The following is a 25110-nucleotide window of genomic DNA, read 5'->3' on the forward strand; positions in this document are numbered from 1 at the left end:
TCACATGGCCGCAGACCTCGAACTCGTCCGCACACTTTCCTTGCGCGAAAACGGACTCGCGACCGTCTCGACGGTCCGCGCCGACGGCACCGTCCACTCTTCGGTGGTCAACGCCGGCGTCTTCGAAGACCCGGTCACCAAGGCACCAGGGGTCGCCTTCGTGGCGATGGGCGGGGTGAAGAAACTCGACCTGTTCCGCCGGGCGGGCCACGCCACGGTCACCTTCAGGCGCGGCTGGGAATGGGCGGCGGTCCAGGGAAGCACGCACCTCATCGGGCCGGACGACCCGGACCCGGACTTCGACCCGGCCGGCCTTCCCCGGTTGCTGCGTGAGGTCTTCATGGCGGCGACGGGGACCCACGACGACTGGGACGAGTACGACCGTGTGATGGCCGCCGAACGCAGGGTCGCCGTCTTCGTCACGGCGAACCGCATCAGCGGGAATCGCTGACGCGAAAGGGCCGCCCGGATCGTGCTCCGGGCGGCCCTTTCGCGAGTGTGGCCTACTTCTTCTTGCTACCGGCGTCCTCAGTGGACAGTGCGGCGACGAAGGCCTCCTGCGGGACCTCGACCCGGCCGACGGTCTTCATCCGCTTCTTGCCTTCCTTCTGCTTTTCCAGCAGTTTGCGCTTACGCGAGATGTCACCGCCGTAACACTTCGCGAGCACGTCCTTGCGGATCGCGCGGATGGTCTCGCGGGCGATGATCCGCGACCCGACGGCCGCCTGGATCGGGACCTCGAACTGCTGCCGCGGGATCAGCTCACGCAGCCGCGTCGCCATCCGGTTGCCGTAACCGTAAGCGGCGTCCTTGTGCACGATCGCCGAGAACGCGTCGACGGTCTCGCCCTGGAGCAGGATGTCGACCTTGACCAGATCGGCGACCTGGTCGCCGCCCTCTTCGTAGTCGAGGGACGCGTAACCACGCGTACGCGACTTCAGCGTGTCGAAGAAGTCGAAGATGATCTCCGCGAGCGGGATGTTGTAGCGCAGCTCGACGCGGTCCTCGGAGAGGTAGTCCATCCCCAGCAGCGTGCCGCGCTTGGCCTGGCACAGCTCCATGATCGTGCCGACGAACTCCGACGGCGCCAGGATGCTCACCTTGGAGACCGGCTCGTGGACCTCGGAGATCTTCATCCCGGACGGCCAGTCCGAGGGGTTCGTCACCACGACCTCGCTCTTGTCCTCGAGCACGACGTTGTAGATGACGTTCGGCGCGGTCGAAATCAGGTCGAGGCCGAATTCGCGCTCGAGCCGGTCCCGGGTGATCTCCAGGTGCAGCAGGCCGAGGAAGCCACAGCGGAATCCGAACCCGAGCGCCACTGAGGTTTCCGGCTCATAGGCGAGCGCGGCGTCGTTGAGCTGGAGCTTGTCCAGTGCTTCACGCAGTTCGGGGTAGTCCGACCCGTCGACCGGGTACAGACCCGAGTAGACCATCGGCTTCGGCTCGCGGTAGCCAGCGAGCGGCTCCTCGGCACCCTTGCGCTCGGAGGTGACGGTGTCACCGACCTTCGACTGACGGACGTCCTTCACCCCGGTGATGAGGTAGCCCACCTCGCCGACCCCGAGCCCCTTGCTGGCCTTGGGCTCCGGAGAGATGATCCCGACCTCGAGGAGTTCGTGGGTGGCACCGGTCGACATCATCTTGATCCGCTCGCGCGGCGTGATCTTCCCGTCGACGACCCTGATGTAGGTCACGACACCCCGGTAGGTGTCGTAGACCGAGTCGAAGATCATCGCCCGGGCGGGCGCGTCCGCGTCGCCGACCGGCGGCGGGACCTGCTTCACGCACTCGTCGAGCAGTTCGGTCACGCCCATACCGGTCTTCGCCGACACGCGGAGCACGTCCGAGGGCTCGCAGCCGATGATGTGCGCCAGCTCGGCCGCGTACTTGTCCGGATCGGCCGACGGCAGGTCGATCTTGTTCAGCACCGGGATGATGTGCAGGTTCTTCTCGAGCGCCAGGTAGAGGTTCGCCAGCGTCTGCGCCTCGATCCCCTGAGCCGCGTCGACCAGCAGAATCGCCCCTTCGCAGGCCTCCAGTGCCCGGGAAACCTCGTAGGTGAAGTCCACGTGGCCGGGAGTGTCGATCAGGTGCAGGACATGATCCTGGCCGTCGACCTTCCAGGGCAGGCGCACGTTCTGCGCCTTGATGGTGATCCCGCGTTCCCGTTCGATGTCCATGCGGTCGAGGTACTGAGCGCGCATGGCCCGCTCCTCGACCACGCCGGTGAGCTGCAGCATCCGGTCGGCCAGGGTCGACTTGCCGTGGTCGATGTGCGCGATGATGCAGAAGTTCCGGATGAGCTCCGGGGGCGTGAAGGTCGTGTCGGCGAACGTCGTCAACGGGTTTCCTCGCGAAGGTCGGGGTGTGCCACCTCTATGCTCCCATGCCGCTCCGGGTGCGAGTGGGGGTCATCCCCGATGCGGCCCGTGGTGAGCTGTGGTGCCCTCGAAGTATGAGCACTTCACTGTCCCAGATACTCGACCGAACGTTCGGCCGTCCCCGGGGACTGCTCGGCCGGTTCGGTGGCCGGGCGATGGCCCACGGCAACGCCGCCACTGAGCTTCGCATCGTCGAGCTGGCGTCGATCGAGTCCGGCGAAACCGCCCTGGTCGTAGGCCCGGGCCCGGGCGTCGGTCTCGAGGCCACGGCCGGACGCGCGGGCCGCGCGATCGGTGTCGATCCCTCCCCGGAGATGCTCGCCCTCTCGCGCCGTCGCTGCGGCGACGAGGTGGAGCTGCGGCCCGGCACCGCGGCCTCGACCGGCCAGCCGGACGAAAGCGTCGACGTGGTCCTGAGCGTCAACAACGTGCAATTGTGGGAGGACCGGGCGGCCGGATTCGCCGAACTGTTCCGTGTGTTGCGGCCCGGCGGGCGGCTGCTGCTGTCGTCGCACGAGAAGTGGCTGCCGGTCTCCCGCCACGAGCTGGCCGACGAAGTGGCCGCCGCCGGCTTCACCGACCTGCAGACCTGGACCTGGGAACCGCCGGGCCTCGGTGCCTCGCTCGCCGCTCAGCTGCGCGCGATCAAGCCGCTGAACTAACGCGGGTCAGTGCGCAACGGGTGCTCACGCGGCACCTCGACCAGCACGATCCTGGTGCCGTCCGGGTCGGCGATCCACGCTTCGTCCAGCCCCCAGGGTTCACGTCGCGCCCCGCGGACAGGCTCCAATCCCTTCTCCGCGAGTTCCTCGAGCGCCGCCGGCAGGTCCCGGACCTGGAGCCACAAGGCGACGTCAGGGGTCGGACCGGTCTTCCCGGTACCGACGATCTCGATCGACCCGTTCCCGGCGAAGAACACCGTCCCGCCGGGGAACTCCTTGTCGATGGCCAGGCCCAGGGTGTCCCGATAGAACGCCGTCGACACGTCGAGGTCCTTCGGGTGGATCAGCACCCTGCTGCTCAGCACGTCCATGGCTCAATCCCTACCGGATGGGTTCAGGCCATCGCAATCGCGGTGATCCCCGCCAGCACCACCACCGACCCGGCCAGCCTGCGGACGGCGTTCGCCTCCCCCAGGACCAGCCAGGCGGCAAGGCCACCCAGGACGATGCTCAGCTCCCTCGCCGGTGCGACGAGGCTCACCGGAGCGATCTGGAGGGCGTAAAGCACCAGCAGGTAGGCGACCGGCGACAACACGCCGACGACGAGCACCTCACGCTTGTGTTCGCGCCAGAGCCACGAGACCTCTTCGCGGTCCTTCAGCGCGTACGGCGTCATGAGGACGCTCTGCACGATCGCGCCGGTTCCGAAGTAAACGATCGGCGGGACCCCGAGACCCGTGACCGAATGCGCGTCCCACAGGGTGTAAGCGGCGATCGTGAGACCGGTCAGCAGTCCGTAGATCAGGCCTTTGCGGCGGGCGACACGATCGGCGGCGTCGGCATGCGCCGGCGCCCGCCCGGTCCCGATCACCAGCACCCCGGCGACCACGAGGAACGCGCCCACCAGGCCGAGCACCCCCGGTCGCTCGCCGAGCAGGACGACGGCCGCGAGCACCGAGATCAGCGGTCCGGTACCGCGGGCGACGGGATAGACGACGGAGAGGTCGCCGACGGCGTAGCCCCGCTGGAGGACGACCCCGTAGGTGACGTGGAACACCGCGGTGACCACCGCGGCGAACAACCAGGTCCACTGTGGACGTTGCGGCTCCACGGCCAGCGAGACGACCATGACGGGGACGAGCAGGACAGCCGACAGGCTGTAGTAAGCCCAGACGAACCGGGCTCCACCACGACGGATCCGCTTGGCCGCGAGATTCCAGCCCGCGTGGATGACGGCGGCGATGACGACGAAGGACAGGGCGGTGGCGTTCACGACGGACCTTTCACGTTTTCCGCGCATGCGGAAAACACCGGTCCTCCAGGCTTTTGTCCCGTCAGATGAACGGCGGCGCTTCCGGCCCCGCCGATGGTGCCGCTCGGACCTGTCCCGTCTGCCCTGATTGTGTGTTTCCCGAGCGGGCAGGCGGCGGAACCCTAGGCACTACGCTCCGCACCGTACCTCAAGCCCTCGTCCCGAGGTGGCCGCGAGCCACCCCTGGACGGCTGTTAAGCTTGCCTTTCACCGTCGTGTGGCATTCCGTCATGGAGGAAACCCGCGCGCTCTCACGAGTACGCAGGGCCGGTCACAGCGCGACGGTGAAACCACCGAGAGATTCAAGAGGAGCGCCCCCGTGGCCAACATCAAGTCGCAGATCAAGCGCATCACCACCAACGAGAAGGCGCGTCAGCGCAACCAGGCGATCCGGTCCTCGGTGAAGACCGCGATCCGCAAGTTCCGTGAGGCCGCCGACGCCGGCGACAAGGCCAAGGCCCTGGAACTGCAGAAGGACGCGGCCAAGAAGCTGGACAAGGCCGTGACCAAGGGCGTTCTCCACGCCAACCAGGCCGCCAACAAGAAGTCCGCGCTGGCGAAGCGCGCGAACTCTCTCTGATCGGCTTTCGAAGGGCCCCGGCGACGCGAGTCGCCGGGGCCCTTCGCCGTGTTCAGCGGCTTGTACCGTGGGCGTCGACGACCTCCAGGACGGCACGCTCCAGCGCGTACTCCGGGTTGGCCGCGACTCCCTTGACCTCGGCGTTGAGCCGGGCGACCACCCGCATCGCGGTGGCGAGCCCGTCCTGGCCCCAGCCGCGGGCCTGTCCCTGCGCCTTGCGCACCTTCCACGGCGGCATGCCCAGCTCACCCGCCATCTGGTTCGGGTTGCCGCGACCGGCACCGGACACCCGCGCGATCGTCCGGACGGCGTCGGCGAGGGCGTCCGCGACCAGCACGTGCGGCACGCCCAGCTGCATCGCCCAGCGCAGCGACTCCAGCGCCGCCGCCTTGTCCCCGGCGACGGCCTTCTCCGCCACGGCGAACCCGTTCACGTCCGCGCGACCCCGGTGATAGCGCCGGACCGCCTGCTCGTCGACCGCTCCGCCGGCGTCCGCGACCAGCTGGGTCGCGGCCGACGACAGTTCACGCAGATCCGAACCGACCGCGTCGATCAACGCGAGCACGGCCGCACCGTCGATCTTCCCGCCGACCCGGCGGACCTCGTTGCGGACAAAGGATTCCCGCTCGGCGGGCTTGGTCAGTTTCGGGCACTCGACGACCTCCGCACCGGCCTTCTTCAAGGCGGTGGGGAGCCCCTTCGCGGCCTTGCTCCGGCCACCTCCGCTGTGCACGACGACGAGCACGATGCCGTCGGCGGGGGCCTTGACGTAGGCCATCACCCCGTCGGCGAGCTCCTGCGAGATGTCGTGCGCGGATTCGAGGACGATCACCCTCCCTTCGGCGAATAGAGAGGGGCTGACCATCTCCGCGAGTGCCGGGACTGTGAGGTCCGACACCCGGATCCGGGTGAGATCCGCCGTCGGATCGGCCGCTTTGGCCGCGTCCGAAGCGCTGCGGACCGCGCGTTCGATCAGCAGCTCTTCCTCACCGAGAACCAGGACCAGCGGCGATGGGGCGGAAGCTTGCGTCGTCACGGTGACGATCCTGCCACTCCTCCTCTCGTGTGCTTTGTCCGGTGATGTGTTGCGGGCACGGTGGCCCCACCTGAGCCTCATGTCGTACGGTGTTGGCGAGGCGACGCGATCACACGCGTGCCGACAATCGAATACCGCTCATCCAGAGGGGCAGAGGGAACGGCCCGATGAAGCCCCGGCAACCGGCGTCAGCCTGTCATTCCGCGATCGCGGGATAGCTGACGAACACGGTGCCAATTCCGGCCCGCCATGGCGGGGCAGATGAGGAAAGGAACCTCGCGATGACCGCAACCCTCGGCACGACCTCCACCACCAAGACCCCGGATCTCGGACCGGCCGTCGAACTGGTGTCGAAGGAAGAGGGACACCGGCAGCCGCTCGCCCCCGAATTCGTTTCCGCCGAGGACTTCTCGCCGCTCGAAGTCGCCTACGACTTCGGCCGCGTGCGCCGCGAGGACATCGAAGCCGGACCGAAGAACATCTGGCGCTACAAGAAACTCCTTCCCGTTCCCTCGAACGTCGAAGAGATCCCCAACACCGAACCCGGCGCCACCCGGCTCATCCAGGCCGACAGGCTCGCGAAAGCCTTGGGCGTCAAGAAGGTCTGGGTCAAGGACGACACCGGCAACCCCACTCACTCGTTCAAGGACCGCGTGGTCGCCGTTGCTCTGGCGGCCGCGCGCGAGTTCGGGTTCGACGTGCTCGCCTGTCCCTCGACCGGCAACCTGGCCAACGCCGTCGCCGCCGCGGCGGCCCGCGCCGGCTGGCGGTCGGTCGTGCTGATCCCGAAGACCCTGGAACGCGCCAAGATCCTCACCACCGCCGTGTACGACGGTGACCTGATCGCGGTCGACGGCAACTACGACGACGTGAACCGGCTCGCCACCCAGCTCGCCGCCGAGCAGGAGAGCTGGGCGTTCGTCAACGTGAACGTCCGGCCCTACTACTCGGAAGGCTCCAAGACGCTGGCCTTCGAGGTCGCCGAACAGCTCGGCTGGCGGCTTCCCTCCCAGATCGTGGTGCCGATCGCCTCCGGTTCCCAGCTCACCAAGGTGGACAAGGGTTTCCGCGAGTTCGGACAGCTCGGCCTCGTCGACGAGACGCCGTACAAGGTGTTCGGCGCGCAGGCCACCGGCTGCTCCCCCGTCTCGGCGGCCTTCCGTGCCGGGCACGACGTCGTCCAGCCGGTCAAGCCGGACACGATCGCCCGGTCGCTGGCGATCGGGAACCCGGCCGACGGCCCCTACGTCCTCGACGTGGTCAACCGCACCGGCGGTGCGATCGAAGACGTCACCGACGAAGAGGTCGTCGAGGGCATCCGGCTGCTCGCCCGCACCGAAGGCATCTTCACCGAGACCGCCGGCGGCGTCACCGTCGCGACGGCCAAGAAGCTCATCGAAACCGGCAAGCTCAACCCGGACGAGGAGATCGTCCTGCTGATCACCGGTGACGGGCTCAAGACCCTCGACGCCGTCGAGGACAAGATCGGCCCGAAGGCCACCGTCAGCGCCTCGGCCGACGCGGTCCGCGAGGCTCTGGGCATCTGAGTTCCCGACGGCCCGCCTCAAGAACGAGGCGGGCCGCGGGGCTCGCCCCGGCGCACCAGGGCGAGGCCTCGCGCGTCGGCGACGACAGCGGTGTCGCCGTCCGTGTCCGTCCTGGCGACCGACGCGCCGATGGCCACCAGATTGTCCAAAGTGGACTTGTTCGGATGTCCGTAGGTGTTTCCGGCGCCGACGCTCACCAACGCCGCCCGCGGCGCGACGGCGTTGAGGAAATCCGGTGCCGTGTAACGGCTTCCGTGGTGCGGGACCTTCAGGATCTCGGCACCCAGTTCGGCGCCCTCGGCCATCAGGTCGGTCTGCGCCGCGAGCTCGATGTCGCCCGTCAGCAGCACCCGGCCCGCCGGGGTCCCGGCGCGCAGGACGACCGAGCCGTTGTTGATCACCGTGCCGTCCTGTTCGCGGACCGATCGACTGGTGACGTACCGCGGCCCCAGTACGTCCAGTGACAGCCCCGGCCAGTCCAGCCGTTGCCCGATCTCCAGCTCCAGCAAGGGAATCCCGCGGCGCGCGGTCTCGTCCGCGACCTGCTGCCACGCCCAGGCGGGAGCCCGGCCGGGGCCGACGGCGACCGCCCCGACCGACCTGCCCTCGAAGACGGATTCGAGACCGCCGATGTGGTCGGCGTGCAGATGACTCAGCACGATCAACGGCACCCGGTCGACGCCGAGCCTGCTCAGGCATTCGTCGACCGGCCCCGGCTCCGGCCCGGTGTCGACCAGGACCGCCCGCCCTTGCTCACCTGTGGCGAGGGCGACGGCATCACCCTGCCCGACGTCGCAGGCGACGGCACTCCACGACGCCGGCGGCCATGCCGGAGCAAGCACTCGCACCGGCACGAAGACGAGCAGTCCGACGGCCAACGCGACCGCCAGGAGGATCCTGGCGTGCCGCAGCCGGATGGCGACGAGCAGGACGACGAGCAATCCGGCCGCCAGTAACCCGCCCCACCAGCCATCCGGCCAGTCCAGGACCGCTCCCGGCGCACGGGCGCCGTGGCGGGCCACGGTGATGAGCCAGCTCGCCTCGGGTTCGGTCAGGCGGACCAGCAGAGTTCCCGCCGACGGCCACCACGGGCCGACGACGGTGGCGAGCACGCCGAACACGGTGGCCGGGGCGACCACCGGCGCGGCGAGCACGTTGGTCACCACCGAGACGAGACTGACCGATCCCGCCATACCCGCGATGACCGGCGTCGTCACCACGAACGCGGCCAGCGGGATGGTCAGCCCCTCGGCGTAGCCTGCCGGAACACCGCGTCCGACCAGCCAATCCGCCCACCTCGGCGCCAGCAGTACCAGCCCGGCCGTGGCCAATACCGAAAGCGCGAACCCGAAGTCGGCGGCCATCGCGGGGTCGGCCACGACGAGCCCCGCCACCGCGAACGCCAGCGCGGGCAGCGCCGAACCCCGGCGCCCCAGTGCCAGCGCCAGCAGCCCGACCGCCCCCATCACCCCGGCGCGAAGCACGCTGGGCGCGGGCCCGGCGAGGACCACGAACCCGGCGAGCCCCGCGGCGGCCGCGGCGGCGGAAGTCCGCGGCCCGACCCGGAGCACCCTCAGCAGGAGGAGGATCGAGCCGCAGACGATCGCCACGTTCCCACCGCTCACGGCCATCAGGTGGGACATGCCGGAGTCCGTGAACTCGCGTTCGACCCTCGGGGACAGTGTGCTCGTGTCCCCCACGACCAGCCCGGGCACGAGACCGGCCTGCTCCTCCGGGAGGACGGCGCACAGCTCCCGGAGCCCGGCGCGCAGCGATTCCGCGGCTCGCTGCCACCAAGGCTCCGGCCCGAGGGCCGACGGCGGGCCTCGCACCGAGAGGACCGCGACCGTCAGTTCGGCCCCCTTCGACGGCGCGAGCCGCCCCGAGGCGGTGACCTGCTGCCCGGGCAACAGGCCGGTCCACCCCTCGGCGGGAGCCAGCAGGAGGATCCGGCCGGCCGAATCCACCACCCGATCACCCGTCACCGCGGTGTCCACCGTCGCGGCGATGACCACCAGGCGGGTGCCTGCCCGGCGATCGGCGTATCCGGCACCGCGGACCGGACGTGGCCGCTCGGTGACCACCACCCTCGTGGTGACGTCACTCCCCCGTGCGGCGGCAGCACGGAGGTCGTCATGCTCGGCGGCCCGGATCCGTAGCGCCACCGGACCGGCGGTGAGCACGCCGAGGACGGCCAGGGCACCCAGGCCCGCCACCCACCGGGACGCCGTCCGGCGGGCGCGGACACCGGCGGCGATCGCGAGCACCACGGCGGCCGCACCGCAGAGCATCGTGATCCACCAGCCGCCCAACAACCCGGAAAGAGTGCCGAGCCAGGCAGTCATCGCGGCCGGTATCAGCCGCACGTCCTGCCCTCGCCACGACGCGGTGTCCACTTCGGACGGATCGGCGGACGGGTTCATCCGACGGACACCAATTCCCGGACCTTCTTGAACTTGCTTTCGCCGATCCCTTCTATGTCACGGAGTTGCTCGACGCTGGTGAACCCGCCGTGCCCGGACCGCCAGTCGACGATGCGTTTCGCCATCACTTCGCCGACCCCGGGCAGGGTGTCGAGTTGCTCGGCCGTGGCCGAATTCAGGTCGAGCTTCCCCGGCGGTGCCGCCGTTCCCGCCGCGGCGGGAACGGGGACGCCGACGGCCACCTGCTCGCCGTCGGTGAGCCGCCGGGCCAGATTCACTCCGGTCAGATCCGTTCCGGGCTGTGCCCCACCGGCCGCCGTGAGGGCATCGGCGACCCGTGCGCCCGGAGGGACCGTGACCAGGCCGGGTTTGAGGACCCGGCCGACGACGCTGATCACCAGAGGCGCCTTGCCCGCCGCGGCGGGGACGTCTCCGGCGGCCTTCGCCGACGGCAGGGGCGGCGGGGTCTCCGCCCCCGGCCGGTGTCCGAACAAGGCGATCGCGCCGGTCACGATCACGGCCACCGCGATCAGCACGGCCGCCACGACGAACCACCGCCGGTTCACCGGGATCCCGTCCGCCGTGAACCGGGCGGGCACCCAGCGGCGGGCGAGCCTGCCCGCGGGCGGGCCCTGGGTGGGCGACGACAGCTGCGCTGCCAGCCACGCCAGCCTGGCGTTGACGGAGGGTCCCGATGGACGGGCGGTTTGGTCGAACACGTGAACGACGCTACGGAGCGGGAGTGGCGGGCGGCAGTGGTGAATCCCGAGGCTGTGGACAAGTGGGGTGTTGTGGACAACCCGGCCGCGGCCGCGCCCTGTTCACCGGTTTCCGTCGGGGAGGCGTGGGAGGCTTGCCGGTTTTCTAACCGGCTCGCTGGATCACGACACCGAGCACACCGGGGCCGGTGTGGGCCCCGATGACGGCGCCGATCTCCGAGACCACGCACCCGTCCGGGCAGTTGATGGATTCCTCGAGCCGGTTGGCCAGTTCGACGGCGCGCTCGGGGGAAGCCAGGTGGTGGACGGCGATGTCGGCGAGCCCGCCTTCGGCCGCTTTCACGGCGAGTTCGACCAGGCGCGCCACCGCGCGATTCATCGTCCGCACCTTCTCCAACGGCTGGATCCGCCCTTCGGACATGTGGAGCACGGGTTTCACCGCGAGCGCCGTGCCGAGCAGGGCGGCCGCCGGGCCGATCCGCCCGCCGCGGCGCAGGTATTCGAGGGTTTCGACGGCGAACAAGGTCTCCGAGCGGCTCACCGCGTCGACCGCGGCGGCCTCCACCTCGGCGGGTTCCGCCCCGTCAGCGGCGGCGCTCGCCGCGCGCAGGGCGGCGAAGCCGAGTCCCATCGCGGTGCTGCGCGAATCGACCACGCGCACCTTGTCCGGCCCGACCTCCTGGGCCGCGAGCACCGCGGCCTCCCAGGTGCCGGACAACTCCCGGGACAGATGCACCGACACGACGGCGTCCGCACCCTCGGCCAGCGCGGCCCGGAACTCCTTGACGAATTCGGCGGGCGTCGGCCGGGACGTCGTCACGAGTCTGCGTTTGCCGAGCGCCTCGGCCAGGGCGGCGGGGCCCATTTCGAGGCCGTCGAGGAAAACGACGCCGTCCACGAGGACGTGCAGCGGGACCACCCGGATCCCGTTCCGTTCGGCGAAGCCTTCCGGCAGGTGGGCGGTGGAATCCGTGACTACGGCGACCGACACGGCAGTCAGCCTACGTTGCCGCGGGGCGGAGCACCGGGGCCATCAGGCGGGCCATTTCCGCGCCGACGGCGGCATGTCCCTCCCACCCCCAGTGCATTCCGTCCGGATTGCCCCGCCCGCTCAGCACGTGGTCGCCGACGACGGCTTCGAGATCCAGCAGCGGGACGTCCGCGCGACGGCCCCAGTCGGCGAGGGCGGCGGCGGCACCGGCGCGGGCGGTGTGGACGCGGCCGTACGAGTCGGATCGATGCACGGAGGGCAGCATGCCGAAGATCGGCAGCTCCGGTCGCAGCGTGCGCAAAGCCCCCACTGCGGTGTCGAGATACTGGACGGTGAGCTTCGACGGCAGGACCACCGGGCGCCCCCGGAGGGCGATCGCGAGCCGCGGTTGAGCGGTCAGATACGCCTTGCGCACCACGCGCCGCAGCGGGTCGGGCCGCAGATAGCGGAGACCGGTGCGCAGGTAGGTGGGCAGCGGCGAGGGCAGGGTGTCCATGCTGCCGACGGCCAGCACGACGGCGTCGACGTGATGCAGATCGGCCCAGACCCGCGGATCACCGATCAACGACCACCAGGCGTCGCGGGCGGTCCAGCCGAACCCGGCGACGAGGTCCGCGGCGCCACCGAGCGCTTCGGCGGCGATGTTGGGCCACAGACGCGCGTCGTCGGCGGCGTGCGGGCCGTCCGGGCCGTGGAAGCTGAGGGAATCGCCGAACACCAGCAGGCGCGGGGCCATGGTCAGCCGGTGATGCCCGCGTTGTAGGCGGCCAGCCGCCAGTTGCCGTCCCGCCTGGTCAGTTCGACCCAGTGACAGTTCGCGATCCCGCCCAGCGAAGGCCAGGACGGGACCGGCAGGCCGAGCAGTTTCGCGGTCAGCGCGATGATCAGGCCGCCGTGCGTGGCCAGCAGTACCGCGTCGCCGGCGTCGGAATTGGGCCGGTCCAGGTCCGCGACGACCTCCATCGCGCGTTCGGCGACGTCGACCCGCGACTCGCCGCCGGGCGGTGCCCAGGTCGCGTCGACGCGCCAGCGCGCGCGTTCCCCTGGGTACGCCTCGTCGACCTGCTGGCCGGTGAAGCCCTGCCATTCACCCAGATGGGTTTCCCGGAGGCGCTTGTCGATCCGCAGCGGGACGCCGATGGCCTCGGTGAGCACGGTGGCCGTGTCGGTGGCGCGGCGCAGATCCGAGGCGATCACCAGATCCGGCGAGAACCGGGCGAGCGCGGGCACGGCGAACCTGGCCTGGTTCCAGCCGACCGGTGTCAACGCGGAGTCCAGATGCCCCTGCATCCGGCCTGCCGCGTTGTAGTCGGTCTCGCCGTGGCGCCAGAGCACCAGCCGCCGCGGGCTCACGAGGCGCCTTGCGCGTCGGCGGGGTCCTCCTCGGCGGGTGTCTCCAGACCGGCGACCTCGATCCGCGGGCAGTCCTTCCAGAGCCGCTCGAGACCGTAGAAGGAGCGTTCCTCCTGGTGCTGGACGTGGATGACGACGTCGACGTAGTCCAGCAGGACCCAGCGGCCCTCACGGGCACCTTCACGGCGGACGGGCTTGTGCCCGCCGAGCCGGAGCTGCTCCTCGACGTTGTCGACGATGGCGCCGACCTGGCGCTCGTTGGGCGCGGACGCGATGACGAAGGCGTCGGTGATGACCAGCTGGTCGGACACGTCCAGCACGACCACGTCGCTCGCCTTCTTGTCCGCCGCCGCATGGGCGGCCGCTACGGCCAGCTCTCGTGCCTCGGACGTGGCTGTCACAGTTCTCCTCAAACAGATGGCTTTACTCGCGGGTTCGCCCGACGAGGGTACCCGGTCAGGCACCCCGGTCTTTCCGATAGAGGTCCTTTTTGGCGATGTAGCGCACCACACCGTCGGGGACGAGGTACCAGACGGGCTCCCCGCCTTCGACGCGTTCGCGGCACGCGGTGGACGAGATCGCCATCGCGGTCACCTCGACCAGGCTCACCTTCCCGCTCGGCAGATGCTGCGAATTGAGGCGGTAGCCGGGCCTGGTGACGCCGATGAAATGGGCGAGGTCGAACAGCTCGTCGGCGTTGCGCCAGGTGAGGATCTGTTCGAGCGCGTCCGCGCCGGTGATGAAGAACAGCTGGTCGTCCGGGTACTCGGCACGCAGGTCGCGCAGGGTGTCGACGGTGTAGGTCTGCCCGACGCGGTCGATGTCGACGCGGCTGACCGAGAAGACGGGGTTGGACGCCGTCGCGATCACAGTCATCAGATAGCGGTCCTCGGCACGGGTGACCACCCTGTCGGACTTCTGCCACGGCTGACCGGTGGGCACGAAGATGACCTCGTCGAGCGCGAATCGCGCCTGGACCTCACTGGCCGCGACGAGGTGCCCGTGGTGAATGGGGTCGAACGTGCCGCCCATGACCCCGATCCTGCGTGGTGACATGGGTCGTGAGCCTATACAGCGCACGAGGCTCCACGCTCGGGTCGCCGAACCCACCGACCGGTGGTGATCTGGATCACATTACAGTCCGTTCCATGGATGAACGGTCCGTTCACGACATGCCGATCGCGACTTCGTCGGTGGCATGGGGTAGAGGTGGGGACGTGGACACATCGACTCTCCGGGATCGCGCCGAGACCCTCCTCCAGTCGTTGGCGGGCGAGGGCGCCCGCCTGCGTGACGACCAGTGGACGGCCATCGAGGCGCTGGTCGCCCACCGCCGTCGCGCCCTCGTCGTGCAGCGCACCGGCTGGGGGAAGTCCGCGGTGTACTTCCTGGCCACCGCGTTGCTGCGAGAGCGGGGCAACGGCCCGACGGTGATCATCTCGCCGCTGCTCGCGTTGATGCGCAACCAGATCTCCGCGGCGGCGAGGGCCGGTATCCACGCGGCGACGATGAACTCCGCGAACCCACAGGAGTGGGATCAGGTCCAGGCGGCGATCGCGGCGGGCGAGGTCGACGTCCTCCTGGTCAGCCCGGAGCGGCTCAACAACCCCGATTTCCGCGACACCGTCCTGCCGAAGCTGACCGCGACCGCCGGCCTGCTCGTGGTCGACGAGGCGCACTGCATCTCGGACTGGGGCCACGACTTCCGCCCGGACTACCGGCGGCTGCGGACCCTGTTGAAGGATCTGCCCGACGGTGTCCCGGTGCTCGCCACCACCGCGACCGCGAACGACCGCGTGGCCACCGACGTCGCCGAGCAGCTCGGCATCGGCAACGGGGGCGACACCCTCGTCCTGCGCGGCAGCTTGGACCGCGAAAGTCTCCATCTGTCGGTGGCCAAGCTGCCGACGTCGCAGGCCCGGCTCGCCTGGCTGGCCGAGCACCTGGCGGAGCTGCCGGGTTCCGGCATCATCTACACACTCACCGTCGCCGCAGCGCACGACGTCGCGGGGTTGCTGACCGAGCGCGGCTACCCGGTCGCCGCCTACACCGGGAAGACCGACCCGGCGGACCGGCAAGCGGCCGAAGACGACCTGCTGAACAACAACGTCAAGGCGCTGGTGGCCACTTCGGCACTGGGCATGGGCTTCGACAAGCCGGACCTGGGCTTCGTGGTCCATCTCGGTGCACCGTCCTCCCCGATCGCCTACTACCAGCAGGTCGGCCGTGCCGGGCGTGGCGTCGACCGCGCCGAAGTGATCCTGTTGCCGGGCCACGAGGACAAGGACATCTGGGCGTACTTCGGCTCACTGGCCTTCCCGGACGAGCTTCGGGTGACGCAGGTGTTGAACGCCCTGGCGTACGCGGACCGTCCACTGTCGACACCGGCGCTCGAACCGTTCGTCGAGCTTTCCCGGTCCCGGTTGGAGATGGTCCTGAAGGTGCTGGACGTCGACGGCGCCGTTCGCCGGGTGAAGGGCGGCTGGGAGGGCACCGGCGAAGAGTGGCGCTACGACAAGGAGCGCTACGCACGAGTCAGCGCGGCGCGGACCAACGAACAGAACGCCATGCTGGCTTACCTGGAGACCACCGGCTGCCGGATGGAGTTCCTGCGCAAGCAGCTCGACGATCCCGAAGCCACTCCCTGCGGGCGGTGTGACAACTGCACCGGAAGGCATTGGGACACCACGATTTCCGACGACGTCGTCGACGCCACCCGGCAACGGCTGCGCCGTCCGGGGGTCGAGGTCGCGCCGCGGAAGATGTGGCCGACCGGGATGGCCGGGTTGGACGTCCCGCTCTCCGGGCGGCTGCCGGCGGGCGAGCAGGCCGAGACCGGCCAGGTCGTCGGCCGGGTGACCGACGTCGGCTGGGGCACGCGGCTGCGCGAACTCGTCGGCCCGGCCGCGGCGGACACCGAACTCCCCGAACCGGTCTTCCAGGCCTGTATCGAGGTACTCAAGGGCTGGCAGTGGACGGAACGCCCCGTGGCGGTGGTGGAAGTACCTTCCGCCACGCGACCTCAGCTGGTCCACAGCCTGGCGACGAAGCTGGCCTCGATCGGACGCCTGGAGTACCTGGGCGCCATCGCCTCGGCGGGGCCACCGCCGCGTCAGGCGAACAGCGCGCAACGGCTGGCCGATCTGTGGAAACGCCTCAGCCTCCCCGAAGACCTGTCGGCGCGAGTGGCCGCGGCCGACGGCCCGATCCTGCTGGTCGACGACCTCATCGACACCGGGTGGACGATGACGCTGTCCGCACGGCTGCTCCGCCAGGCCGGAGCCCGTGCGGTGCTGCCGTTCGCTCTCGCCAGCACCTCGTAACCGAAGAGCCCGATCCCGACATTCGACAGGTTCTTTCCCGCGCGAGGACTTTCTGGCAAGGTTCCGTCCACGCGCGAGTACGGAGGTGCCGATGGCGGACTCAACGACGGAACGGCTGGGACATCGGCTCCCGGTGAAGAAGTTGTTCGCCGCCAGTGTCGGCAACGCGCTGGAATGGTTCGACTGGACCATCTACGCGACGTTCAGCATCTACTTCGCCAGCGAGTTCTTCCCGAAGGGCAACGAAGCCCTGGCGTTGATCAACACCTTCGCCACGTACGCGCTGGCGTTCTTCTTCCGCCCGCTCGGCGGGATGCTGCTCGGCCGGTTCGCCGACGTCAGGGGCCGGAAGCCGGCGATGATCCTGACCATCGTGCTGATGGCGGGCGGATCGGTGGCCATCGGCCTCCTGCCGACGTTCGACCAGGTCGGCTGGTTTGCCCCGATCCTGTTGCTGCTGGCCAGGGTGGCACAGGGACTGTCGCTCGGTGGCGAGGTGTCCAACGCTTCGGCCTACCTCGGTGAGATCGCCCCGCCCGCCCGTCGCGGCCGGTACTCCGCCTTCTTCTACATCTCGACCGGTTCCGCCGTCCTGCTCGCCTCGATCCTCGGGTTCGTGCTCGCGCGGACGATGTCCAAGGCGGACCTGACCGCGTACGGCTGGCGGATCCCGTTCCTGCTCGGCGGTGTTCTCGGCATCGTCGGCCTGTGGCTCCGGCGCAGTCTCGCCGAGACCGAGATCTTCGAGGAGAAGAAGTCGACGGCGCGCCGGGTCGAACGTCCGCTGCGCACCACCCTCCGCGAGCACCCGCGGGCCGTCGTGCAGCTCGTGGGCTTCTCGATGCTGTCGACCCTTTGCTACTACACGTTCTTCAGCGCCCTGACCTCCTTCGCGGTCAAGACCCGCAAGGCCGACGACGTCGACGTGTTCCTCGCGTTGTCGATCGCGACGGCGTTGTTCGTCGCGCTCCAATACCCGATGGGCGCCTTGTCGGACCGCTTCGGACGCAAACCACAGCTGCTCGTCTGGGCGGCGGCGACCGCGATCCTCATCGTCCCACTGTCCACTTTGGTCAGGCCGGGGCTGCCGGGGCTGATGATCGTGTTCTGCGTCGGGCTCTGCCTGTACACAGCGATGACGTCGATCGCGCCCGCGATCATGAGCGAGCTGTTCCCCACCGAACTGCGCGGGCTGGGCATCGGCGCCTGGTACAACCTGACCGTCGCGTTGTTCGGCGGGACCGCTCCCCTGGTGCTCACCGCACTGTCCGACGCGGGATTGTCGACGCTGTTCTTCGGGTACGTAGCCGCCGGCGCGGTGATCGCGTTCTTCGTCATCCGCACCCTGCCGGAGACGAAGGGCAGCGACCTGCGCTGAAAACTCCGTCGCGGATGACGTGGCGAGGTGGCTACCCTCGCGCTCCTACGACGAGCGCGAAGGAGGGACACCGTGTTGTTCGGCGATGTAAGCGAGGAACTGGCGCGACGCGTGGTGGAAGCCCTTCGCCACGTCACCGATATCGAGCCTCCCTCCGCGCTGGTGCGGGTCTCCGCGCAAGACGGCGTCGACTACCAGTGCGATCTCGCGATGAGCCTGGGCAAGCGGCTCGGCAAGCCGCCGAGGGAGATCGCCGCCGCGATCGCGGCGCGGCTCGACGTCGCCGACCTCGCCGAACCACCGGAGGTCGCGGGGCCGGGCTTCCTGAACTTCACGCTGCGCTCGTCCTGGCTGGAAGAACGGACGACGGCGCTCAACGGTGACCCACGCCTGGGTGTCGCGGTGACGCCGCGACCGCGGCGGATCGCCATCGACTACAGCAGCCCGAACGTGGCGAAGGAAATGCACGCCGGACACCTCCGGTCGACTGTCATCGGTGACGCGATCACGCGATTGGCGCGGTTCGCCGGACATGAGGTCATCCCGCACAACCACCTCGGCGACTGGGGTACACCGTTCGGCATGCTGATCGAGCATCTGCTCGACGAGCGTCCCTCGGATCCGTACACGATCGGCGATCTCAACGGCTTCTACCGGGCCGCCCGGACGAAGTTCGAAAGTGACGACGACTTCGCGACCCGGTCGCGGAACCGTGTGGTGCTCTTGCAAAGCGGTGACGATGAGACCTTGTCGCTGTGGCGGCGGCTGGTCGACGAGTCGACTCGGCATTTCACGCAGGTCTACGAACTCCTCGGCATCGACCTGACCGGTCAGGACATCTACGGCGAGAGCTTCTACAACTCCTTTCTCGCCGCGGTCGTGGACGATCTGACCGCCGCCGGGATGACCGAGATCAGCGATGGCGCGGTCTGCGTCTTTCCCGATGGTTTCCGTAACCGGGAAGGTGATCCGCTGCCGCTCATCGTTCGGAAGCGGGACGGTGGGTACGGCTACGCGGCCACCGATCTCGCGACCCTGCGGTATTGGACGGAACAACGTGGGGTGACCGACCTGCTCTACGTCGTCGGTGCGCCGCAAGCGCAGCACTTCGCGATGGTGTTCGCCGTTTGCCGGGCCGCCGGTTGGCTCCGCGAGGAGCATCGGGCCGAGCACGTCGCGTTCGGCTCGGTGCTCGGTGAAGACGGCCGTGCCATGAAGACCCGGGCAGGCGAGTCGGTCCGCCTTTCCGACCTGCTCGCCGAGGCGGTCTCCCACGCCGCCGAAGTGATCGACGGCCGGGGCGACCTCTCCCCCGACGTGAGGGAAGAGGTCGCCGAGGCGATCGGGATCGGCGCGCTCAAGTACGCCGACCTTTCCGGGGATCGCGAGCGTGACTACGTCTTTTCCTGGGACCGGATGCTCGCCAAGAACGGGAACACGTCGGTCTACCTGCAGTACGCCAACGCGCGGATCCGTTCCGTGCTGGCCAATGCGGACCAGGACCTCACCGGAGCGCGGATTCTGCTCGGCCATCCCGCGGAACGGGCGCTGGCACTCGCACTGGTCCGCTTCCCCGAGGCGGTCGGCGCGGCGACCGCCGGGCATCTACCCCACAAGTTGTGCACCTACCTGTACGAAACCGCGGTCGTGTTCTCGCGGTTCTACGAACTTTGCCCGGTGCTGGGCGCGGAAGGTCCCGGCGTCCGCGAATCCCGTCTGCTGCTGGCCGAGCTCACCTCGAAGACGCTGACGCTGGGTTTGTCTCTGCTCGGCATCTCCACCCCTGCCCGGCTATGAGTCACCGTGGTCGCTGAAGACCTTGCGCTTCAACGGAGGGACCGCCTGGAAGAAGCGGAACATCCCTCGCGCCATCGTGCGGCCCGCGCGGTTCTCCGACACGAACTGGCGGGCACTGCGTTCCGAGTCGCGCACCGCCGCGAAACCGTAGTCCCGCATCCGCTGCTCATAGTCGGCGACCGCGGAGCGCACCGCGCCGGTTTTCCGTGCTTCGACGAGGTTGCGGCACAACAGTTGCGCGTCCCGGAGCGCGGTGTTCGCGCCGATACCGCGAAACGGGGTCATGCTGTGGATCGCGTCACCGAGCAGGGTGATATTGCTCGTCGGCCAGGGAGCGACGGGCTTCGACGTGAAGATCGGCAGCCGGGACACCGACCCCTCGGGCGAGCCGGCGACCAGTTCCTTGAACGCGGGGGCCCAGCCGTCGATCAAGTCCAGCACCAGGGCTCGCAGCGCGGCACCGTCCAATGAGGACAGGTTGTCCGGGTAGCGCCGGTCGTCCGCCGCGAACGCCCACATGATGTAGCTCGAGGTGTTGTCGAACAGGACGGGGTCGTATTCGGCGGTCTCGTCGTTGACCGACGAGACCCCGCTCAGCTCGTGCGGCGCGCTGAACAAGCCCGCCCCGGTGCGCGGCATCACCAGGCTCGGACCGTAGGTGAGCCGGGCGGGCAAACGCTTGCGGGCCTGTTCGGTCAGCGGATGTTTGCCCGCGATCGCGACGATCCCGGTGTCCACCCGCTCGGCTTCGGGAAGGAACTGCTTGCGCACCCGGGAATTGGCCCCGTCGGCGCCGATGACCAAGTCGGCCTCGACGGTGCTGCCGTCGGCGAACTCGCAGACGACCACCTCGCCTTCACGGCGGTAGCCGACGAACTCCTTGCCGTGGTGCAGAACTCCGTCGAGCCCGTCGGACAGCACCTGATGGAGGCTGATCCGGCTGACCGAGTGGTGATCGGACGCGGGATCCGGGCTCGACGTGAGCTCGCTGTCGATCACCATCAGGTCCTGCAGTTGCTCGGTGACGAAGCTGAACGGCCCGCTCGCGCTGCCCGCGGTCTCCAGGAAGCGTCGCCAGAGCTCGGGCGGCAGGCATTCGTGCAGCGCGGCCGAGCCGTGCGGATTGATGTGCACTCGATAGCCCTGCAGACGTTCGGTCCGGGTGCGGCTGCGTTCGTGAACGGACACGTCGATTCCCGCCTTGCGCAGACCTTGCGCCAGGCAGAGCCCGCCCGTGCCGCCGCCGATGATCGCGATTCTCGTGGTCATGGGTCTCTCCTTCGCTTCGCCGACAACTATCAACCATACGGATGATACAGTCAACTACATGTTTGAAAGAGTCAGCGGCTAAGCTGAACCGCATGTCCGAAGCCGTCCCGCGCAGCCCTCGCCGCGCCCCCGTCGAACGCCAGCGCGATCCCGAGCGCACGAAGGCGCAGCTCCTGGAAGCGGCGAAGGCCGAGTTCGGCGCGAAGGGGTACGCCGCGGCACGCGTCAGCGAGATCGCCGCGAAGGCGGGCGTGAACAAGCAGCTGATCTCGTACTACTTCGGCGGCAAGGAAGGGCTGTACAACGCGCTGACCGCGACGATGTACGACGACTACGCCGCGGTCGCCGACCACGAGAAGCCGTTCGCGGAGGTCGTCCGGTTCTTCGTCCAGTCGGGAGCCCGGGACCACGACCTCGCCAAGCTGTTCCTCTGGGAGAACCTGACCGACGGCGCACCCGACGCGGTCGGCGTCGAGGGCCAGCGCGGATTCCTCCAGCGGCAGGTGGAGTACGTGCGGGCCCGGCAGGCCGCGGGCGACTTCCCCGCCGACCTCGACCCCGCATTCCTGCTGGTGATCTTCATGGCCGCGTCCAGTGCCGCGCTGGCGCTGCCTCGCGTCGTACGCGCCGTCTCCGGCCAGGATCCCGCCTCGGCCGAGTTCGCCGAGGCCTACGGCGAACAGTTGGCGCGTCTCGTCGGCCACCTCGCCGATCCGGGGAAGCGGTAGCAAAGGTCCCCCGCTACCGCTTGGACCCTTCGGGCCATCGCCGGACCAGGGAGGGCAAGAGGAAGACCGGCGGCCGACGTTCGGCATGTGCGCGACTGGCGCGGCGCCGAGGGCCTGATGCGGCGGCCTATCGAACCGGGACGGCGATCGCGGAGACGACGCCCAGGTCCGCGGAACGTCCTGCCCCGGGCCTGGTGCGCTAGCGGCGCAGCGGGACGAGGTCGTCCGCGTGGACGACCTCACGGCGTTGTTCGGCCGGGAGGTCGTGACTGGAGCGACCGATGAGGTCGGGAAGCTCGCCCGCGTCGAAGGCCACGACCCCGCGCGCCACGGTCCGCTGCCGGAGATCGACCAGGTCGACGACGTCGCCCGCCTGGAAGTCACCGTCGACGCCGGTGATCCCGGCGGCCAGCAGCGAGCGGCGGCGGCGGACGACGGCCGCGACCGCGCCGTCGTCGAGGTGCAGTTTCCCGGACGCGCCCGCGGCATAGCCCAGCCAGAACCGGCGGGCCGACAGCCGGGAGTCGGCGGCGGCGAAGGCCGTGCCGACCTCGGCGGTGGTCAGGGCGCGCGCGGCCTCGGAAGCGGCGGCGAGCAGGACCGGGATCCCGGCGCCGGCGGCGGTGCGGGCGGCGGCGAGCTTCGAGACCATCCCGCCGGTGCCCAGCCCGGAGCTCGACATGCCGACGGTGATCCCGTCCACATCGGACTCCCCGGCGACCTCCGCGATCTTGCGGGTCGCGCCGTCGCGGGGATCCCCGTCGTACAGACCGTCCACATCGGACAACAGGATGAGCGCGTCGGCGCCGATGAGGTGGGCCACCAGCGCGGCCAGCCGGTCGTTGTCGCCGAAGCGGATCTCTTCGGTGGCCACGGTGTCGTTCTCGTTGACCACCGGCACCGCGCCGAGGGCCAGCAGCCGGGTGAACGTGTTCTGCGCGTTGCGGTAGTGCGCGCGGCGCACGACGTCGTCCGACGTCAGCAGAACCTGGCCCACCGTCAGGGAGAACCGGCCGAACGACTCGGCGTAGGCGTGCGCCAGCGCGAGCTGGCCGACACTGGCCGCGGCCTGCTGGGTGGCGAGGTCACGCGGCCGTTTGCCGAGCGAGAGCGGCGCAAGTCCCGCGCCGATCGCACCCGAGGAAACCAGCACGATCTGCGTGCCGCGGGAGACCCGGCCGGCGATCGCGTCCACCAGCGCGTCCAGCCTGGTCACGTCGAGACCGTCGCCGGCGGTGGTCAGCGCGGAGGAACCGACCTTGACGACCACCCGCTTCGCGTCGGCGATCGCCACCCGGGTTGAACTCACTCGTCGTCCATCTCGTCTTCGTCTTCGATGCCGTCCGGACCGTCACGACGGATCCGGCGGGCTTCCTTGCGCTCGGCGGCACCGATCCGGCTGGTGTTCTCCAGCCGCACGTCCGTGCCCCGGCCCGACAGGTGCACCGCGACCCCGGCCGGGGTCGACGGCTCCCACTCGAACTGCACGTCGCCGATGGTGACGGGGCTGCCGGGTACGGCGCCCTTGCGTGCGAGTACTTCCTCGACGCCCAGCCGGTTGAGCCGGTCCGCGAGGTAACCCACGGCTTCGTCGTTGCCGAAGTTGGTCTGGCGGATCCACCGTTCCGGGCGGGAGCCGCGGATGATGAACGCGCCTTCCTCCTCCGGGTCGTGCTCGACGGTGAAGCCCGCGTCGTCGACGGCCATCGGCCGGAGCACGACCTTGGCCGGCTCGGGGGCGGGCTGGTCGGCGCGGTACTTCTCGACGACGGCGGCGAGCGCGTAGGTCAGTTCCTTCAGGCCCTGCCGCGACGCCGTGGAGATCTCGAACACGCTGAGCCCGCGGGCTTCCAGCTCCGGGCGCACGAACTCGGCGAGTTCGGCGGCGTCCGGGATGTCGATCTTGTTCAGCACCACCACGCGCGGCCGGTCGGCGAGGTCGCCGCCGAGGCTCGGGGTGTAGCGGGCGAGCTCTTCTTCGAGGGCGTCGATGTCGGACAGCGGGTCGCGTCCTGGCTCGAAGGTGGCGCAGTCGACGACGTGCACCAGCACCGCGCAGCGCTCGATGTGGCGCAGGAAGTCGAGGCCGAGGCCCTTGCCCTCGCTCGCGCCGGGGATCAGCCCCGGGACGTCCGCCATGGTGAACACGGTCGAACCGGCGGTGATCACGCCCAGGTTCGGCACCAGCGTGGTGAACGGGTAGTCGGCGATCTTCGGCTTGGCCGCGGATAGCACCGAGATCAGCGACGACTTGCCGGCCGACGGGAAGCCGAGGAGACCGACGTCGGCGACCGAGCGCAGCTCCAGGACGAGGTCGCGGGTCTCCCCCGGCTCGCCCAGCAGCGCGAATCCGGGTGCCCGGCGGGCCTTGGAGGCCAGCGCGGCGTTGCCGAGGCCGCCGCGGCCGCCCTGCGCGGCGACGAAGGTGGTGCCGTGGCCGACCAGGTCGGCCAGGATCTCGCCGTCCTCGGTCATCACGACGGTGCCGGACGGGACGCGCATCTCCAGCGTCTCTCCCGCCGCACCGGCGCGGTTGCCACCCTGGCCCATCTTGCCGTTGCCGGCGCGGGCGTGCGGGCGGAAGTGGAAGTCGAGCAGCGTGTGGACGCCTCCGTCGACGACCAGCAGCACGTCGCCGCCGTTTCCGCCGTTGCCGCCGTCCGGGCCGCCGAGGGGCTTGAACTTCTCGCGGTGCACCGAGGCGCAGCCGTTCCCACCGTCACCGGCGGCCAGATGGATCACCGCTCGGTCCACGAACCGGGACGCCATGACTTGCCTCTATTCACTCGCGAAAAAAAGGGGATACACAAAACAAACGAGGGGTGGGCCCGGATATTCCGGCCCCACCCCTCGTCAGAGGTTCTAACTCGAAGCCGGAACTCAGGCTTCGGTCGGCACGATGTTGACCGTCTTGCGGCCACGCTTCTCGCCGAACTGGACCGCACCGGCGGCCAGCGCGAACAGCGTGTCGTCGCCGCCACGGCCGACGTTCACACCGGGGTGGAACTTGGTGCCACGCTGGCGGATCAGGATCTCGCCCGCGTTGACTTCCTGGCCGCCGTAGCGCTTGACGCCCAGTCGCTGCGCGTTCGAATCGCGACCGTTGCGGGAGCTGGACGCACCCTTCTTGTGAGCCATGGCTCAATCCTCTTTCTGACGAAGATCCGGAGAAAGTCCTACTTGGAGATGCCGGTGACCTCGACGCGGGTCAGCTTCTGCCGGTGACCCTGGCGCTTGTGGTAGCCGGTCTTGTTCTTGAACTTGTGGATCCGGATCTTCGGACCCTTGGTCTGCTCGACGACCTTGCCGGTGACCGAGACCTTCGCCAGCGCGTCGGCGTCCGTGGTGACGTCGCCACCGTCCACGAAAAGGACTGCGGGGAAGGTGTGCTCGGTTCCCGGCTCGCCTTCGAGCTTCTCGACCTCGACGACGTCGCCGACGGCCACCTTGTACTGCTTGCCGCCAGTCTTGACGATCGCGTACGCCGACACGGAAGTCTCCTGCTTACTCGACAACGGGTGGGGGCTTGCGTGATCGGCCCACCCAAGTTTCGGTGGTCCGGATGCTGCGCAAGGTGCCCGCTCTAGGTGGCGGGCCGTTCTACAGGT

The 25110-nt window shown here is 69.4% G+C and carries 24 protein-coding genes and 1 riboswitch; of the genes, 8 read left to right on the forward strand and 16 right to left on the reverse strand.

The genetic code is table 11. From position 1 onward, the window contains the following. Nucleotides 1–4: 4 nt before the first annotated feature. Entirely contained in the window at nucleotides 5–451 is a 447-nt protein-coding gene (locus NQK81_RS12395; protein ID WP_126729562.1) for a pyridoxamine 5'-phosphate oxidase family protein, read from the forward strand. A 52-nt stretch (nucleotides 452–503) separates the two neighbouring features. Here NQK81_RS12395 and lepA read toward each other — a convergent pair whose 3' ends face one another. Further along, the gene (lepA, locus tag NQK81_RS12400) at nucleotides 504–2345 is read right to left on the reverse strand and encodes a translation elongation factor 4 (RefSeq protein ID WP_126729564.1); all 1842 of its coding nucleotides are present in this window, start codon (nucleotides 2343–2345) and stop codon (nucleotides 504–506) included. Between the two features lie 113 nt (nucleotides 2346–2458). Between lepA and NQK81_RS12405 the strand changes: the two genes are divergently transcribed. Further along, nucleotides 2459–3046, forward strand: coding sequence for a class I SAM-dependent methyltransferase (locus NQK81_RS12405; RefSeq protein ID WP_257488289.1), 588 nt, complete (start codon nucleotides 2459–2461; stop codon nucleotides 3044–3046). On the opposite strand, the gene NQK81_RS12410 is transcribed toward NQK81_RS12405, so the two are convergent. Both NQK81_RS12410 and NQK81_RS12415 read right to left on the reverse strand, forming a co-directional pair. Further along, nucleotides 3043–3417, reverse strand: coding sequence for a VOC family protein (locus tag NQK81_RS12410; RefSeq protein ID WP_007034800.1), 375 nt, complete (start codon nucleotides 3415–3417; stop codon nucleotides 3043–3045). The genes NQK81_RS12405 and NQK81_RS12410 overlap by 4 nt on opposite strands. A 23-nt stretch (nucleotides 3418–3440) precedes the next feature. Further along, entirely contained in the window at nucleotides 3441–4346 is a 906-nt protein-coding gene (locus NQK81_RS12415) for an EamA family transporter (RefSeq protein ID WP_257488290.1), read from the reverse strand. Nucleotides 4347–4677: 331 nt separating this feature from the next. On the opposite strand from NQK81_RS12415, the gene rpsT reads away from it, so the two are divergent. After that, nucleotides 4678–4938, forward strand: coding sequence for a 30S ribosomal protein S20 (gene rpsT / locus NQK81_RS12420; protein ID WP_007034798.1), 261 nt, complete (start codon nucleotides 4678–4680; stop codon nucleotides 4936–4938). Nucleotides 4939–4990: 52 nt separating this feature from the next. Here rpsT and holA read toward each other — a convergent pair whose 3' ends face one another. Further along, on the reverse strand, nucleotides 4991–5974 hold the full coding sequence (holA, locus tag NQK81_RS12425) for a DNA polymerase III subunit delta (protein WP_126729571.1): 984 nt from the start codon (nucleotides 5972–5974) through the stop codon (nucleotides 4991–4993). Between the two features lie 135 nt (nucleotides 5975–6109). Then, nucleotides 6110–6242: riboswitch (SAM riboswitch) on the forward strand. A gap of 13 nt (nucleotides 6243–6255) precedes the next feature. Between holA and thrC the strand changes: the two genes are divergently transcribed. After that, a complete protein-coding gene (gene thrC, locus NQK81_RS12430; protein WP_005158594.1) occupies nucleotides 6256–7521 on the forward strand; it encodes a threonine synthase in 1266 nt (421 codons plus the stop codon). Between the two features lie 17 nt (nucleotides 7522–7538). On the opposite strand, the gene NQK81_RS12435 is transcribed toward thrC, so the two are convergent. From NQK81_RS12435 to nadD, 7 genes are all read right to left on the reverse strand, one after another. After that, a complete protein-coding gene (locus NQK81_RS12435) occupies nucleotides 7539–9944 on the reverse strand; it encodes a ComEC/Rec2 family competence protein (protein WP_257488291.1) in 2406 nt (801 codons plus the stop codon). After that, on the reverse strand, nucleotides 9941–10663 hold the full coding sequence (locus tag NQK81_RS12440; protein WP_257488292.1) for a ComEA family DNA-binding protein: 723 nt from the start codon (nucleotides 10661–10663) through the stop codon (nucleotides 9941–9943). The genes NQK81_RS12435 and NQK81_RS12440 overlap by 4 nt, the downstream gene beginning before the upstream one ends. A gap of 145 nt (nucleotides 10664–10808) precedes the next feature. Further along, nucleotides 10809–11654, reverse strand: a complete 846-nt coding sequence (locus tag NQK81_RS12445) for a DegV family protein (RefSeq protein WP_192745832.1) — start codon at nucleotides 11652–11654, stop codon at nucleotides 10809–10811. Nucleotides 11655–11664: 10 nt separating this feature from the next. Next, complete coding sequence (gene octT / locus NQK81_RS12450) at nucleotides 11665–12390, reverse strand: diglucosylglycerate octanoyltransferase (RefSeq protein WP_126729707.1); 726 nt, start codon at nucleotides 12388–12390, stop codon at nucleotides 11665–11667. A 2-nt stretch (nucleotides 12391–12392) separates the two neighbouring features. Beyond that, nucleotides 12393–13007: a histidine phosphatase family protein gene (locus NQK81_RS12455; protein ID WP_126729709.1), complete on the reverse strand. Its 615-nt coding sequence runs from the start codon at nucleotides 13005–13007 to the stop codon at nucleotides 12393–12395. Continuing rightward, entirely contained in the window at nucleotides 13004–13408 is a 405-nt protein-coding gene (gene rsfS, locus NQK81_RS12460; protein ID WP_016332398.1) for a ribosome silencing factor, read from the reverse strand. Before rsfS ends, NQK81_RS12455 begins: the two co-directional genes overlap by 4 nt. Nucleotides 13409–13463: 55 nt before the next feature. Then, nucleotides 13464–14039 carry a nicotinate-nucleotide adenylyltransferase gene (gene nadD, locus NQK81_RS12465; RefSeq protein ID WP_034316286.1) on the reverse strand — a complete coding sequence of 192 codons (576 nt, stop codon included), beginning with the start codon at nucleotides 14037–14039 and terminating at the stop codon, nucleotides 13464–13466. 185 nt (nucleotides 14040–14224) lie between these two features. Here nadD and NQK81_RS12470 point away from each other — a divergent pair, with 185 nt between their 5' ends. From NQK81_RS12470 to argS, 3 genes are all read left to right on the forward strand, one after another. After that, nucleotides 14225–16330, forward strand: a complete 2106-nt coding sequence (locus NQK81_RS12470) for a RecQ family ATP-dependent DNA helicase (protein ID WP_257488293.1) — start codon at nucleotides 14225–14227, stop codon at nucleotides 16328–16330. A gap of 91 nt (nucleotides 16331–16421) precedes the next feature. After that, on the forward strand, nucleotides 16422–17708 hold the full coding sequence (locus tag NQK81_RS12475; protein ID WP_257488294.1) for an MFS transporter: 1287 nt from the start codon (nucleotides 16422–16424) through the stop codon (nucleotides 17706–17708). A gap of 72 nt (nucleotides 17709–17780) precedes the next feature. Next, nucleotides 17781–19505, forward strand: coding sequence for an arginine--tRNA ligase (argS, locus tag NQK81_RS12480; protein ID WP_257488295.1), 1725 nt, complete (start codon nucleotides 17781–17783; stop codon nucleotides 19503–19505). On the opposite strand, the gene NQK81_RS12485 is transcribed toward argS, so the two are convergent. Further along, nucleotides 19500–20774, reverse strand: coding sequence for an FAD-dependent oxidoreductase (locus NQK81_RS12485; protein WP_257488296.1), 1275 nt, complete (start codon nucleotides 20772–20774; stop codon nucleotides 19500–19502). The two genes, argS and NQK81_RS12485, sit on opposite strands and share 6 nt — an antisense overlap. 92 nt (nucleotides 20775–20866) lie before the next feature. On the opposite strand from NQK81_RS12485, the gene NQK81_RS12490 reads away from it, so the two are divergent. Then, entirely contained in the window at nucleotides 20867–21502 is a 636-nt protein-coding gene (locus tag NQK81_RS12490) for a TetR/AcrR family transcriptional regulator (protein ID WP_257488297.1), read from the forward strand. 199 nt (nucleotides 21503–21701) lie between these two features. On the opposite strand, the gene proB is transcribed toward NQK81_RS12490, so the two are convergent. The 4 genes from proB to rplU form a co-directional block, all read right to left on the reverse strand. After that, entirely contained in the window at nucleotides 21702–22811 is a 1110-nt protein-coding gene (gene proB / locus NQK81_RS12495; protein WP_257488298.1) for a glutamate 5-kinase, read from the reverse strand. Beyond that, a complete protein-coding gene (gene obgE / locus NQK81_RS12500; protein ID WP_257488299.1) occupies nucleotides 22808–24271 on the reverse strand; it encodes a GTPase ObgE in 1464 nt (487 codons plus the stop codon). Before obgE ends, proB begins: the two co-directional genes overlap by 4 nt. Nucleotides 24272–24382: 111 nt before the next feature. Continuing rightward, nucleotides 24383–24640: a 50S ribosomal protein L27 gene (rpmA, locus tag NQK81_RS12505; protein WP_007034782.1), complete on the reverse strand. Its 258-nt coding sequence runs from the start codon at nucleotides 24638–24640 to the stop codon at nucleotides 24383–24385. Between the two features lie 38 nt (nucleotides 24641–24678). Next, entirely contained in the window at nucleotides 24679–24993 is a 315-nt protein-coding gene (rplU, locus tag NQK81_RS12510; protein WP_005158538.1) for a 50S ribosomal protein L21, read from the reverse strand. Nucleotides 24994–25110 lie beyond the last annotated feature (117 nt).

Origin of the sequence: Amycolatopsis roodepoortensis, assembly GCF_024628825.1 — a bacterium.
Classification (GTDB): Bacteria; Actinomycetota; Actinomycetes; order Mycobacteriales; family Pseudonocardiaceae; genus Amycolatopsis; species Amycolatopsis roodepoortensis.